Source organism: Rhizobium sp. 9140, from assembly GCF_900067135.1.
Lineage (GTDB): Bacteria > Pseudomonadota > Alphaproteobacteria > Rhizobiales > Rhizobiaceae > Ferranicluibacter.
The window spans coordinates 907,059-921,040 of record NZ_FJUR01000001.1; the positions used below are offsets into that span (position 1 = coordinate 907,059).

14 protein-coding genes are annotated in these 13,982 nt (G+C 64.3%); 5 read left to right on the forward strand and 9 right to left on the reverse strand.

Annotated elements, in window-relative coordinates; translation table 11 throughout:
• Together GA0004734_RS04100 and GA0004734_RS04105 are read left to right on the forward strand one after the other, a co-directional pair.
• Entirely contained in the window at positions 1–297 is a 297-nt protein-coding gene (locus GA0004734_RS04100) for a hypothetical protein (protein ID WP_092931416.1), read from the forward strand.
• Positions 294–1,331, forward strand: a complete 1,038-nt coding sequence (locus tag GA0004734_RS04105; RefSeq protein WP_092931418.1) for a CobW family GTP-binding protein — start codon at positions 294–296, stop codon at positions 1,329–1,331. Before GA0004734_RS04100 ends, GA0004734_RS04105 begins: the two co-directional genes overlap by 4 nt.
• A gap of 120 nt (positions 1,332–1,451) precedes the next feature.
• Here GA0004734_RS04105 and pheT read toward each other — a convergent pair whose 3' ends face one another.
• From pheT to GA0004734_RS04140, 6 genes are all read right to left on the reverse strand, one after another.
• The gene (gene pheT, locus GA0004734_RS04110; RefSeq protein ID WP_092931420.1) at positions 1,452–3,884 is read right to left on the reverse strand and encodes a phenylalanine--tRNA ligase subunit beta; all 2,433 of its coding nucleotides are present in this window, start codon (positions 3,882–3,884) and stop codon (positions 1,452–1,454) included.
• Positions 3,885–3,920: 36 nt separating this feature from the next.
• Positions 3,921–4,238, reverse strand: a complete 318-nt coding sequence (locus GA0004734_RS04115; RefSeq protein ID WP_092931422.1) for a BrnA antitoxin family protein — start codon at positions 4,236–4,238, stop codon at positions 3,921–3,923.
• Positions 4,239–4,507: 269 nt separating this feature from the next.
• Positions 4,508–5,593 carry a phenylalanine--tRNA ligase subunit alpha gene (gene pheS, locus GA0004734_RS04125; protein WP_092931426.1) on the reverse strand — a complete coding sequence of 362 codons (1,086 nt, stop codon included), beginning with the start codon at positions 5,591–5,593 and terminating at the stop codon, positions 4,508–4,510.
• A 118-nt stretch (positions 5,594–5,711) separates the two neighbouring features.
• Positions 5,712–6,116 carry a 50S ribosomal protein L20 gene (rplT, locus tag GA0004734_RS04130; protein ID WP_062595423.1) on the reverse strand — a complete coding sequence of 135 codons (405 nt, stop codon included), beginning with the start codon at positions 6,114–6,116 and terminating at the stop codon, positions 5,712–5,714.
• A 37-nt stretch (positions 6,117–6,153) separates the two neighbouring features.
• The gene (rpmI, locus tag GA0004734_RS04135) at positions 6,154–6,357 is read right to left on the reverse strand and encodes a 50S ribosomal protein L35 (protein ID WP_029620731.1); all 204 of its coding nucleotides are present in this window, start codon (positions 6,355–6,357) and stop codon (positions 6,154–6,156) included.
• A gap of 146 nt (positions 6,358–6,503) precedes the next feature.
• The gene (locus GA0004734_RS04140; RefSeq protein WP_092931428.1) at positions 6,504–7,448 is read right to left on the reverse strand and encodes a lysylphosphatidylglycerol synthase domain-containing protein; all 945 of its coding nucleotides are present in this window, start codon (positions 7,446–7,448) and stop codon (positions 6,504–6,506) included.
• A gap of 163 nt (positions 7,449–7,611) precedes the next feature.
• On the opposite strand from GA0004734_RS04140, the gene GA0004734_RS04145 reads away from it, so the two are divergent.
• Entirely contained in the window at positions 7,612–8,595 is a 984-nt protein-coding gene (locus GA0004734_RS04145) for a glycosyltransferase family 2 protein (protein ID WP_245292334.1), read from the forward strand.
• Between the two features lies 1 nt (position 8,596).
• Positions 8,597–10,117, forward strand: coding sequence for a glycosyltransferase family 39 protein (locus tag GA0004734_RS04150; RefSeq protein ID WP_175386214.1), 1,521 nt, complete (start codon positions 8,597–8,599; stop codon positions 10,115–10,117).
• A gap of 104 nt (positions 10,118–10,221) precedes the next feature.
• On the opposite strand, the gene infC is transcribed toward GA0004734_RS04150, so the two are convergent.
• Positions 10,222–10,758 (reverse strand): translation initiation factor IF-3, encoded by a 537-nt coding sequence (gene infC / locus GA0004734_RS04155; RefSeq protein ID WP_092931434.1) that lies wholly within the window; start codon positions 10,756–10,758, stop codon positions 10,222–10,224.
• Between the two features lie 233 nt (positions 10,759–10,991).
• On the opposite strand from infC, the gene GA0004734_RS04160 reads away from it, so the two are divergent.
• On the forward strand, positions 10,992–11,792 hold the full coding sequence (locus tag GA0004734_RS04160) for an alpha/beta hydrolase (RefSeq protein ID WP_092931436.1): 801 nt from the start codon (positions 10,992–10,994) through the stop codon (positions 11,790–11,792).
• 14 nt (positions 11,793–11,806) lie between these two features.
• Here GA0004734_RS04160 and GA0004734_RS04165 read toward each other — a convergent pair whose 3' ends face one another.
• Positions 11,807–12,745, reverse strand: coding sequence for a sugar phosphate isomerase/epimerase family protein (locus GA0004734_RS04165; protein ID WP_092931438.1), 939 nt, complete (start codon positions 12,743–12,745; stop codon positions 11,807–11,809).
• 74 nt (positions 12,746–12,819) lie between these two features.
• Entirely contained in the window at positions 12,820–13,941 is a 1,122-nt protein-coding gene (locus tag GA0004734_RS04170; RefSeq protein WP_092931440.1) for a sn-glycerol-3-phosphate import ATP-binding protein UgpC, read from the reverse strand.
• Between the last annotated feature and the right edge of the window lie 41 nt (positions 13,942–13,982).

Consider the following 13,982-nt stretch of genomic DNA (forward strand, 5'->3'; position numbering starts at 1 on the left):
ATGTGTGGCCTCTGCGGTGCCTTCGCGAATGCCGACCACTGGAGCCAGGGCGGAGACGTGGCGCTCGTTATGCCGGCAGCCGAGCGCATGCGGCAGGCGGCTGCCGCCAACCGGGTGCTGAGCGCCCGTGGCCTGAAGCTGTCGGTCTGGGCCGACCGTTTCGTGCTGCGGGGGCCGACGGGCAAGAGCGTCGTGGTCGATCACCTCGGCGCCTTATGGCCGGCGGCAGACAGTCTCGGCGGCCACGTCGATCCGCTTGACCCTGTCTTGATGGCGCGGCTGGAGGACGCGCAATGACGCGCGACCTGATCACCGCCAATGTGCTGACCGGTTTTCTGGGCGCCGGCAAGACGACGCTGCTCAACCGGCTGCTATCAGGGCCGGACCTCGGCGACACCGCCGTTATCATCAACGAATTCGGCGATATCGGTCTCGATCATCTTCTGGTGGAAAAGGTCGATGGGGATATCGTGCTGCTGAAGAGCGGCTGCGTCTGCTGCACGGTGCGCGGCGATCTGAAGGATGCCGTGCTCGCGCTGTTCGAGCGCCGTGCACGTGGCGATATTCAGCCCTTCCGCCGTCTCGTCATCGAAACGACGGGGCTTGCCGATCCCGCGCCGATCATCGCGACGCTCGCCGCCGATATGATGCTCAAATATCATTTCGCCATCGGCAATGTCGTCACGGTCATCGACGTGCCGAGCGGCCTGCACAATCTCCAGACCTTCGAGGAAGCCGCCCGTCAGGTGGCGCTGGCCGACCGCATCGTCCTCACCAAGACCGATCTTGCGACGGACGACGATTGCGCGGCGTTGCGCGCGGTCGTGACGGCGATCAACCCGGCCGCCATCGTCACTCTGAGCGACGAAAACGGTGCGGCTGCCGGACTGCTGACGCAGGATATTCACGACCTCGCCTCCCGGCCGGCCGAGGCGCGGCAATGGGTGGCCTCCGCCCGGCATGGCGATCATCTCCACGACAGCCCGGACCGCAACCGGCACGGCGATATCCGCGCTCTGTCGCTGACGATAGATCGCCCCATCGCCTGGGCGCGTTTCTCGCTCTGGCTGTCGCTGCTGGTCCACCGCCACGGCACCCGCATCCTGCGGCTGAAGGGCATCCTCGACGTGGAGGGTGCGGCGTCCCCCGTCGTGGTGCACGGCGTCCAGCACCTCATCCATCCGCCCTTTCATCTGGCCGAATGGCCATGCGAAAGGTCGAGCCTGCTGGTGCTGATCACCGATGGCGACCTGGGCGATCTCCAGCGATCCTTCAGCGCATTCATGGGCGCGCAGGCTGAAGCCCGTCTCGGCATTCCGGCGAGCGTGTAACGCCGTTTCCGATGGATGGACGCCGGGCCTCTATCTCTGGCAACCATTCGCCCTCTCTCGTCAGGCTCGGGCTTGTCCCGAGCATAACGGCGGGTTGGCGACCGCGCTGTGGCACCGTGCTTATCCGCGCAGCACGCCGCCCGTGGTCTTCGTGACATTGGCGACGATCTTGGCGGTCAGGGCCTCGAAATCCTCGTCCGTCAGCGTCCGGTCTGCCGGTTGGATGACGACCTCGACGGCGACCGATTTCTTCGCTTCGCCGAGGGATGCGCCCTCGAAGACGTCGAAGACGGTGACGCCCGTCACCAGCTTGCGATCGGCGCCCGACGCCGCCTTCACGATAGACGCCGCCTCGACCGTGCGATCCACCACGAAGGCGAAGTCGCGCTTTACGGCCTGAAACGGCGACAGTTCGAGCGCGGGCTTGGTGCGGGTCGCCTTCTTCTTCGGCTCGGGCAGGGCATCCACGAACACCTCGAAGCCGGCGAGCGCGCCTGAGACATCCAGCGCTTCCAGCGTCTTCGGGTGGAATTCGCCGAAGTGGCCGAGCGTGATCTTCGGGCCATACTTGATGGTGCCGGAGCGGCCCGGATGGAACCAGCCGGGTGCGCCCGCCTCGATCTGCACATTGGCCATCGGCACGCCGCAGGCTTCGAGCACCGCCAGCGCATCGGCCTTGGCGTCGTAGACATCCACCGGCTTGCCGCCGCCGCGGCCGGCATTCGACCAGGCGCGGCCGGCACCGGCAAGGCTCGCCGTGCCGCGACGAATGCCGCCCGCCACGCGACGCTGCCCCTCGGGCCGGTCGTTTTCATAGGTGCCGGACACCTCGAAGATCGCGACGTCGCCATAGCCCTTGTCGGCATTGCGCTGGGCCGCCGTCAGCAGGCCGGGCAGCAGCGAGGGCCGCATGTCCGACATATCCGCCGCAATCGGGTTCGACAGGGCGAGCGCCGGAGCGCCGCCGCCGAACAGGGTCGCCTGCGCCTTCGGAATGAACGACCACGTGACGGCCTCCAGCATGCCGCGGGCGGCCAGCGCCCGCTTGGCCAGCCGCGTGCGGATCTGCAACGGGGTGAGGATGCGCGTGTTGACCGAGACGTCGCGTTCGAGCGGGACTGGCTTGATATGATCGACCCCGTGGATGCGCATGACCTCCTCGACCAGATCCGCCTTGCCATCCACATCGGGACGCCAGGAGGGAACCGTCACGCTGAACCGTCCGTCTTCCGCGCCGGTCTCGACGGTGAAGCCGAGGCCGCGCAGGATGGCGACGCTCTCCTGCGTGCCGACATCCAGCCCCGTCAGGCGCTTGACCTCGGACACCGGGAAATCGATGGTCTTCGGAGCCGTTTTCGACCCCTCGACGATACGCGCCTCTGCCGGCGTGCCGCCGCACAGTTCCAGCACCAGTTCCGTCGTGCGGTCGAGCCCCGGCACCATATAGGCCGGATCGACGCCGCGCTCGAAACGATAGCGCGCATCGGTGATGATCCCGAGGCTACGGCCGGTGCGGGCGATGTTCATCGGGTCCCAGAGGGCCGACTCGATCAGCACGTCCGTGGTGGTCTCGTCGCAGCCGGAATGCTCGCCGCCCATGATGCCGCCGATGGATTCCAGACCGTTCTCGTCGGCAATGACGACCGTGTTCGGCGTCAGCGTATAGGTCCGCTGGTCGAGCGCGAGAATGGTCTCGCCCTCCACCGCGCGACGCACCACGAGATCGCCCTTCACCTTGGCGGCATCGAAGACGTGCATCGGCCGGCCCATGTCGAAGGTCATGTAGTTGGTGATATCGACCAGCGCGTTGATGGGGCGCAGGCCGATGGCGAGCAGCCGCTTCTGCATCCAGGCCGGGCTCGGCCCGTTCTTCAAGCCGCGCACGAGCCGCAGCGAGAAGCCGGGGCAGAGATGGGCGTCCGCGCCGAGGTCGAGGCGGACCTCGACCGGCGTTTCGCCATCGGTAGAAAAGGTGGGTGCCGGCCGAGCTTTGAGCGTGCCGAGGCCCGACGCTGCGAGATCGCGGGCGATGCCGTGAATGCTGGTGCAATCCGGCCGGTTGGGCGTCAGGTTGATCTCGATGACCGGATCGTCGAGCCCGGCATAGGCGGCAAAGCTCGAGCCGACCGGCGCATCCGCCGGCAGATCGATGATGCCGTCATGACTGTCGGACATCTGCAACTCACGCTCCGAGCACATCATGCCCCGGCTTTCCACGCCGCGAATATTACCGACGGACAGCGTCACGTCGATGCCGGGAACATAGGCGCCGGGTGCTGCGAAAGCCCCGATGAGCCCCTCGCGCGCATTCGGCGCGCCGCAGACGACCTGCACGGGCTTTTCCGTGCCGATATCGACCATCAGCACCTTCAGCTTGTCGGCTTGGGGATGCTTTTCGGCCGACAGGACCCTGGCGATGACGAAGGGCCGGAACGCCGCCTTGTCATCGATATCCTCGACCTCAAGCCCGATGGCCGTCAGCCGCGTGCAGATCTCGTCGAGCGAGGCGTCGGTATCAAGGTGGTCCTTGAGCCAGGAGAGTGTGAATTTCATGCCATGTTTCCTTCGCGGCCGGTCCCGGCCCGGATATCAAGAATTCTTGTCTGCCTTCACATGCGCCGCCAGCACGGCATTGATCCGGCTCTGCCAGCCCGGTCCGGTCCGGCGAAAATGCTCGACCACAGCGTGATCGAGCCTGAGCCCGATACGTTCCTTTACCGGCTCCTTCTGCGGTCCCCGATGGCCGCGAGATCGTTCCAGAGCATCGAGAATGTCCGGTAAGGCGTCCTTCATGGGGCGGAAATGCTGCAGGTCTTCGGCCGTGATCTCGCGAACCTCGCCGTCTTTGTCAGTGAGAGGCGGAAGGTGGTCCGGAAGCGTCGAAATAGGCTTTCTGTTCACGCTCATTGGCTTTCCTTAAAGATATGACCCGCATCCTGCCGTCTCTCGGCGTCCAGCAGAGAACATGAAGGCGCGCCTCGATGAACCCAAAGACGAGGAAGCGCATCTCGCCGTAATCGGAGCGGCTGTCGATGGCGGTAAGAGCCGATGACGGATCCATCGCAGCCGCGGACGCGAAATCGATTCCCCGCTCCCGCAGGTTCTTCTGTCGCTTTTCCTCGTCCCACTCCAGTTCCATATCTTATCACACATATCAGTTTGTGGCCACGATTAAATCAGCCGCTTAACCCGCCGAACAGCGTCGGCATGTCGAGCGGGCGGAAGCCGTAATGGGACATCCAGCGGACGTCGGCGTCGAAGAAGTTGCGCAGGTCGGGCATGCCGTATTTCAGCATGGCGATGCGGTCGAGGCCCATGCCCCAGGCAAAGCCCTGGTAGACGTCGGGATCGAGACCGCCCGCGCGCAGCACGTTCGGATGCACCATGCCGCAGCCGAGGATTTCCATCCAGTCGGTGCCCTCGCCGAACTTGACGATCGGCCCCGACGAACGGTCGCACTGGATATCGACCTCGAAGCTCGGCTCGGTGAAGGGGAAGAAGGAGGGGCGGAAGCGCATGGTGACGCTGTCGACCTCGAAGAAGGCCTTGCAGAACTCCTCCAGCACCCAGCGCAGGTTGGCGACGTTCGCCTTGGTGTCGACCACGAGGCCTTCGACCTGATGGAACATCGGCGAATGGGTCGCGTCGGAATCCTGACGGTAGGTCTTGCCGGGAATGATGATCCGGATCGGCGGCTTTTGCGCCTCCATCGTGCGCACCTGCACGGGCGAGGTATGCGTGCGCAGCACTTTTCGCGCACCGGTTTCATCCGGGGGGAAGAAGAACGTGTCGTGCATTTCGCGGGCGGGATGGCCTTCCGGGAAATTCAGCGCGGTGAAATTGTAATAGTCCGTCTCGATATCGGGTCCTTCGGCAATCGAGAAACCCATATCGGCGAAGATCGCGGTGATCTCGTCGGTGATCTGGCTGATCGGATGGATCCGGCCGCGCTCGGCAGGCGAAGCGCGCACCGGCAGGGTCACATCCACGGTTTCGCGGGCGAGACGCTCGGCAATCGCCGCATCCTTGAGGTCCGCCTTGCGGGCCGAGATCGCCTCGCCGATCACGCCCTTCAGCGCGTTGATGGCCGCGCCGCGCGTCTGGCGCTCCTCCGGCGTCATCGTACCCAGCGTCTTCAGCAGTTCGGAAATCGAGCCCTTCTTGCCGAGCGCGGAGAGGCGCACCGCCTCGATCGCGGCCTCGCTGCCGGCAGAGGCGATCTCGCCGAGAAGAGTGCTTTGCAAAGTGTCGAGGTCGCTCATTCGTCTTCTGCCTTCGTCTTCTGGCTTGTCGATGGGGCGTGTTCAAAAACGGAAAAAACCCGCGCTAGCCTGCCAGCGCGGGTTTCCCAAAGTCTTCAGTCGTCAGGGAAGCGCTGGCTTACTTGACCGCGCTTTCAAACTCGTTCTTCGTGCCGGCGTCCTTGAGGTAGGACAGGGCGTTCTTGGAGGCTTCGATGAGCGCGCCGAAAGCGGCGGCTTCATGGATGGCCATGTCCGACAGGACCTTGCGGTCGACTTCGATACCGGCCTTGTTCAGGCCGTCGATGAAGCGGCCGTAGGTCAAGCCATGCTCGCGGACGGCAGCGTTGATACGCTGGATCCAGAGCGCGCGGAAATTGCGCTTGTTGACCTTGCGGTCGCGGTAAGCGAACTGCTTGGAACGATCGACGGCAGCCTTGGCTGCACGGATCGTGTTCTTGCGGCGGCCGTAGAAACCCTTGGCTGCCTTGAGGACTTTTTTATGCTTTGCGTGAGCGGCTACGCCGCGCTTTACACGTGCCATGGTATGATCTCCTTAAAATCCAATAGTGCCAGACGTCTCAGAGACCGTTGGGCAGGTAGTTCTTGATGACCTTCTTGCCATCGGGCTCGGCCAGAACCATCGTGCCGCGGGCGTCGCGAATGAACTTGTTGGACCGCTTGATCATGCCGTGGCGCTTGCCGGCGGCAGCTGCTACGACCTTGCCGGTCGCGGTGATCTTGAACCGCTTCTTGGCAGAGGACTTCGTCTTCATCTTGGGCATTTTGCTACTCCATTCTGATTATGTGAGGTGACTGACGAGGTCGCCTCGAGCGTAAAAGAACGGCCACGGCATGCCCTGCCGGACCGTTCGGACGGCGGCTTATAACCGCAGGACGGGCAAAGAGCAACAGTCCGGCCATGGGATTCTCATCCGCGGGGGCGCCCGCCCGCCAGAAACGGCAGGATCAGCGAGAGCCCGGTGCCGACGAGGGCGGAGACGACGATCAACAGGTGCGTGTTGACGCTGGCGCTGGCGAGCGTCGCCAGCGCATCCGGCGCCCGGGATGCGCCGAGCGCGGCGGCACCGGCCGCGATGCCCGCCGGGTAGGTGCCCACCCCTGCGGGCGCGTGGACGGGCAAAACCGAGGAGATCTCGCCGCCCAGCGCACCTCCGACGCTTGCCGAAAGCGGCCACACGCCCATCAGCGCGAGAACCCAGGCGAGCACGGCCACCTTGATGCCCCAGTTGACGACGGTGAGAAACCAGGCGCGGCCGAAAGCGCCGAGATCGGCGGGGATGCCGGCATCGATCTCGTCGATGACCCGTGCAAGTTTTGCCGGCACCCGTGCAAGTTTTGCCGGAAGATACCGTTTCGCCAGCCTGACGACACTTTTGCGCAAGGGAAACAGGAGAAGGGGCAGCACGAGAAAGAGCGCCCATAGCGTCCCCGCGACGAGGGGTCGCCCGGACGTCGCGACCAGCCCCATGCCGCCGGCGGCAAGGAGGGCATGAAGATCGAGCAGGCGCAGGACGAGGAGCGCCGAGGCACCGCGTGCCAGCGGCACGCCGAATTCGGAGCGCATCAACAGGGGAAAGCTGGTCTCGCCGGTGCGCAGCGGCATCATGATGTTGAGGAGATTGTGGATCTGCGTCACGCGGAACAGCGCGAGAAAGCGGCCGCGGGTCTCGTGGCGAAAATAGTCCTGCATGCGGTGGGTGCGAATGAAATAGGTCGCGACGAGCAGCGCCAGTGCCATCGTGCCCGTCCCAGGCCCGACGGTCCGCCACCGCGAGAGGATCTCGCCCCATCCCAGAAACCACTGGAGAAAGGCGACATAGAGACCGACGACACCAAGGGTGGTCACCAGCATGGGGTTGTATTTTCCTGACGTTTGCACGCTCTCGTCCCCCAAGGCCGTTTTAGCGGCAACATGCCGCCGCGCGCTTTGGATTGCTCCCTGCGTGCGCCTGCTATAACGGAAGCGCGGGAAAAACCAGATATATCCGGAGCGCCAGGTGCGGGAACCCACGTCAGTGACAGAGAGCGATGCCGAGGCCGCAGGCAAGCTCGAGCTGTCGATCCTCATTCCGGTCTGCAACGAAGAAGAGAGCATTGCGCCGCTTTTCGACAAGATCTGCGATGCGATGCAGGATTTCGGCAAGCCCTGGGAGTTGATCATCGTCGATGACGGCTCAACGGATGCGACGCTCGTCAATGTCCGCAAGGAATTTGCCCGGCCGGGACTCGATCTGAGGATCGTCGAGTTCCAGCGCAATTTCGGCAAGGCCGCAGGCCTGCAGGCGGGCATCGATGTGGCGCGTGGCCGCCTGCTTGTCACGCTCGACGGCGACCTTCAGAACGACCCTTACGATATTCCGCGGATGGTCGCCGTTCTGGAAGAGCGCGGCCTCGATCTTCTCTGCGGCTGGCGCAAGGCGCGTCAGGACGGGCTGGTCCTGCGGCTGATCCCGTCCTGGTTCGCAAACCGCCTCATCCGCAAGATCACCGGCGTGCACATTCACGATTACGGCTGCGGCCTGAAGCTCTATCGCACCGACATTCTCCGGCAGATCCGCATTCTCGGCGGCATGCACCGCTTCATTCCCGCCTGGATCGCGACCGTCGTACCGACATCGCGCATCGGCGAGATGGTGGTGAACCACTATCCGCGCCAGTTCGGCGAATCCAAATACGGGATATCGCGTACGTTCCGCGTCTTCCTCGATCTCCTGTCGGTGCTGTTCTTCATGCGCTTTCGCCAGCGCCCGGCGCAGTTCTTCGGCTCCATCGGCCTCGTCTTCGGTGCCGTCTGCAGTCTCATGTTCCTCTATCTCGCCTGGGCGAAATTCGTGCTGGGGCAGGATATCGGCACCCGGCCGATGTTTATCACCGCCGTCATGCTCTTCATCGCGTCCGTGCAGATGATCACCACCGGCATCGTGGCGGAAATGCTGGCGCGGATGCAGGTCGGGGAGACCAACTATATCGTGCGCAGCATTCACGGCCGGGACGACTGAGGTGATCGAAGCATTGTCGGGCCGTCGCGGGCTGCTCTATGGGCTACTTGCGCTCTATTTCCTCGTCAATATCGCGCTCCGGCTGGCCCTGCCGTCCTCGCTGGAACTCGACGAGGGGCAGCAGCTGTTTCTCGCGCAGTGGCTGGCCGTCGGCTATGACAGCCAGCCGCCGTTCTACAACTGGCTGCAATATGGTGTCGTCCAGCTGCTCGGGGATAGCGTGCTGGCGCTGTCGCTTCTCAAGAATGCGATGCTGTTTGCCTGCTACGGGCTGGTGGGCCTGACGGCAGCGCGGATCATCCGCAATCCTGTTCTGGTCGTCATTGCTGTGCTCGGGCTCCTGACCGTGCCGCAGATCGTCTTCGAGGCGCAGCGCGACCTGACGCATACGGTGGCGGTGCTCTTCGCCGCCTGTCTTTTCGTCTATGCGCTGGTTGCGACCTTGCAGCGGCCGACCGCCGGCCATTATGCGCTGACGGGGCTCGCGATCGGGCTTGGCGTCATCGCTAAGTATAATTTCGTTCTGCTTCCCGTTGCGGCCCTTCTCGCCGTGCTCTGCGATCCCGTGTTTCGCCGCCGCCTGTTCGATGTGCGGCTGGTTCTGACGGTCGTGATCGCCGTGGCCATCGTGACACCGCATGGGCTGTGGTTCATCGAGCATCTCCAGACGGCGACGGACCGGACGCTCGGCAAGCTGATGCAGGACCGCGACATCAGCCGCCTGGAGCAGATCGGCGACGGTCTGCTCTCGCTTGCGCAGGCGCTGATCGCCTTTTCGTTCGTCACGATCGGCGTGTTCGCCGCCGTGTTCGGCCGGCAGATGCGCGCCGCCTGGCGCACGCAAAGCGCCTGGTCGCGGCTGATCGGCCATATGCTTCTCATTCTCGTCGCCGCGCTCGTGCTGCTCGTCGTGGTGGGCGGTGCCTCCCACATCAAGGATCGGTGGCTGACGCCGTTCTTCTTCCTGCTGCCGGTCTATCTCGCGCTGAAGATCGATCTTCTGGATCAGCCGCTCGGTTCAGGGCCGAAACAGTTCGGCCGGATCGCCCTTCTCGTCATGGTCGTCGTTCCCCTGATTCTCTTCGCGCGCGTGCCGGCGGCCCGGCTGACCGGCGACTACAAGAAGATCAACGTTCCCTATCAGCCGGCGATCGAGGCTATCCTTGCGACCGGGCGCCACCGCCCGACACTGATCGCGACCGTCGAACAGCAGATGGCCGGCAACCTTCGTCTCAACGCGCCGGGTATTCCGGTCATGATCCCCGGCTACGAGGCCTTCCAGCAGCCGGTGGCCTTCGATGCCGGGCATCCGCTGCTGTTGATCTGGCGCGACGAGGGCAAGGCCGATGCGCCGATGGAGCCGCTGTTGCAGGACTGGCACGACGCCTATATCCGCACCGTCGCGGGCGGCGCCACCCCGAACCCGATCGAGGCGCATGACATCGCGCTGCCCTACCATTACGGCCGGCCGGGCGACCTCTATCATTTCCGCTATGCGTGGGTGTATCCGCCGGCGCCATGAGGGCACGCCCGGAAGAACGGCACGAAAAAGCCGTCCGGCACGATGTCGCGGACGGCTTTTGAAAGTTGGTCGGGAAATGCGCGAAAGCTGTCCCGGCCGGACGGTTATCTCGGTGCGAGCACCATCATCATCTGGCGGCCTTCGAGCTTGGGCTCGGCTTCCACCTTGGCGATGGTCGTGGTGTCTTCCTTGACCTGAAGCAGAAGCTTCATGCCGAGTTCCTGGTGCGCCATTTCGCGGCCACGGAACTTCAGCGTCACCTTGACCTTGTCGCCTTCCTCGAAGAAGCGGTTCATCGCGCGCATCTTCACCTCGTAGTCGTGGGTGTCGATGTTCGGACGCATCTTGATCTCCTTGATCTCGATGATCTTCTGCTTCTTGCGGGCTTCGGCGGCTTTCTTCTGGGTCGCGTACTTCATCTTGCCAAGATCGAGGATCTTGCACACCGGCGGTTCGGCGTTCGGCGAGATCTCGACGAGATCGAGGCCGGCTTCCTCTGCCATGCGGAGTGCCTGATCGGTCGGCACGATGCCCTGGTTGCCGCCCTCGGCATCAATCAGCTGGATCCGGGGAACGCGGATCTCCTTGTTGGAACGGGGGCCGTCCTTGACCGGGGCATCATTTTTGAAAGGTCTGCGAATGGTCGTACTCTCCTCGAGTTGTTGACGACGGTTTGATATCTGACGAGGCAGGATCCGAAGGCGGCGCTGGCCGCGGGATTGTCTGGATCGTTTGAGGCGACGTCTTTACCACAGGTCGGAAAGAAAATCACCACCTGTCATGCGCCCGCAAAATCTGTTTTAGAAGATTTTCGGCCACCTCTTTGCCGACTGCGTCGCCTTGGCCAGAATACGTCGTCTTGGAAGGAACGGATATGTCGCTTACCCCCCAGCTTGTCCAGCCGGAGACCCTCGATGTCGGAAAAGACGGCGCCAGGCGGCGCATCGCCTACATCCTTCACCCCACCACCGACGAGACGAAGCCGACCCTCGTCTGGCTCGGCGGTTACCGCTCCGACATGAGCGGCACGAAGGCGGTGGAGATCGAGCGTCATGCACGCGAGACGGGATGCGCCTGCCTGCGGCTGGATTACTCCGGCCATGGCGCATCCGGCGGCGCCTTCCGCGACGGCACGATCTCGCGCTGGCTGGAGGAAAGCCTTGCCGTCATCGACCACACCGTCCGTGGCCCTATGATCCTCATCGGCTCGTCCATGGGCGCCTGGATCGCACTGCGCGCCGTGCAGACCCTGCGCGCCCGGGGTGAAGGGCAGCGCCTCGCCGGCCTCGTGCTGATTGCGCCTGCGCCGGATTTCACGGTCGAGCTGATCGAGCCGAACCTTACGGAGGCCGAGCGGGCCTCGTTGGCCGAGCGCGGCTATTTCGAGGAGCCGACGCCCTATGGGCCTGATGCCAACGTCTTCACCTCAGCGCTCATCGAGGACGGGCGCGCGAACGTGGTTCTCTCCGGCATGATCGAGACGGGATGCCCGATCCATATCCTCCAAGGCATGGCGGACCCGGATGTGCCCTTTGCCCATGCCCTGAAGCTGATGGAACACCTGCCGGCCGACGACGTCGTCATGACGCTCATCGGCGACGGCGATCACCGCCTGTCCCGCCCTGAGGATATCGAGCGGATCCTTGCGGCGATCGACGGGCTGACGGCGGGCTAGGCCCGCCCCGACATTCAGGCCCTCAGGGCTTCGCGTGCCGTGGCCGCTGCGCGGTCGTTGACGAGCGTCGCAAGCTTGCGGGCCTGCTGCAGGCAGGCCGGCTGCTGGTCGAGGAAGCGGCCCGAATCGATTTCCATGATCAGTGTCGTATCGGGCAGGAAGGTCAGCTCGGAGAAGATCTCTTCCCAGGCGATGTCGCCCCAGCCGATCGGCAGGTGCAGGTCGCCGATGCCAAGCGCCGTGGCTTCCGCCGGGTGGTAGAACGTCTTCCTCGTATAGGGCAGGCCGAAGCTGTCATGGACATGTAGATGGCCTGTGACGGGCGCCATGGCGCGCAGCTGGTCGCGGAAATCGAGGCCCTTGAAGGTCGATTCGATATAGGCATGCGAGAAGTCGATCAGCGCCACGACATTGTCGGAGCCGACGGCCCGCACCGTCTCGGCCACCTGGCTCGGCGTCTGGCGGTATTGCCCGCTTTCGGTCGTGAAGATGTTTTCGAGCACGATGCGCACGCCGTAGCCGCGCGCGACCTCTCCCATCTCGGCCAGCGCATCGCGCTCCATCCGGTCGAGATCTGCCCCGTTCTCCTCCGGGCCGAGAAGGGCGGCACCCGAATGATGCACGAGAATGCCGGCGCCGAGCCGGTCGCAGAGCTCCAGCATCGCCCGCACCACCTTTTTCTGGAGGTGGAGATGCTGGCGGTCCATGAAGTTGGAGATGATCTGCCCGTGCAGGGAGAGTTTCTGGAAGCCGTAGGGACGCACGATATCGGTGACGCGCCGGGTGCGGTCCTCGATAATGCGGCCGCCGGCGATGATCTCCTCGGCATAGATGCCGATCTCGCAGGCATTGGCGCCGGTCTCGGCGATCTCGCGCAGCGAGGCGTCGAGCACCGAGAGGTCGCCCTTGCCGGTGCGGTTGCAGAAGCCAATGGCGGAAATGATGTCGCTCATGGATGGTTCGTCCTCATCGTCTGTTGAAATCGGTCTGCCATCGCGACGACACCCGCCGCGATGATGTGTATCGGTCAGACGGCTTCCGCAGCCTGGCGGACGGGCTCGTATCGCCCTATCGAATGCGTCACGTCGAGGCGACGTCCGGTTTCCCGGTCGAAGACGTGAAGCTGTGCGGGCGGCAGGGCCAGTCCGATCAGGTCGCCGGACGCCACACGGATATCAAGCGGGATGGCGGCTGCAAAGATGCGGCTGCCGAAGGCGGCATGGACGATCCGTCCCGAGCCGAGCTCCTCGACGAAATCGACCCGCGCCGGCAGGCCCTCGCCCGCCGGCAGCACGCGGCATTCCTCCGGGCGGATACCGAGCGTCACGTCGCGGCCGGCAAGGGCGGCGGCCATGGTGGAGGAGATCGGGATCGCCAGATGTTCATGGCGGGCGACCGCGGCGGACGCGTCGATACGGGCGTCCATGAGGTTCATCGGCGGCGCGCCGATGAACGCGGCGACGAAGGTGCTGGCCGGGCGGTGATAGATGTCGAGTGGCTGGCCGACCTGCTCCACATGCCCCTTGTTCATCACGACCAGCTTGTCGGCCAACGTCATCGCCTCCACCTGATCGTGCGTGACGAAGACGGAGGTCGCCGAAAGGCGCTGATGCAGCTTGCGGATTTCGGCGCGCATGGTGACGCGCAGCGTCGCGTCGAGGTTCGACAAGGGCTCGTCGAACAGAAACACGCCGGGCTCGCGGATGATCGCGCGGGCCATGGCGACGCGCTGGCGCTGTCCGCCCGAAAGGGCCGCCGGCTTGCGCTCCAGATAGTCGCCGAGCCCGACAATCTTCGCCGTTTCGGCAATGCGCGTGCGGCGCTCGGCCTTGGGAACACCCGCGACCTTGAGGGCATAGCCGATATTGTCGGCGACCGTCATGTGCGGATAGAGCGCATAATTCTGGAACACCATGGCGCAGCCGCGCTCGCGCGGTTCGAGCTTGTTGACGACGCGGCCGTTGATCTCGATCTCGCCGCCGGTGATGTCTTCCAGTCCTGCGATCATGCGCAGCAGCGTGGACTTGCCGCAGCCGGAGGGGCCGAGGATGACGACGAACTCGCCCGAGGCGAAGGCAAGGTCGATGCCGTGCAGCGTCTGGGTCTTGCCGTAGGATTTGCGGACGGCCCGGATGGTGATGTCAGCCATGGGTGAAGCCTTTCTGTGTGGAGTGGCTGCTTTTCAGCGCC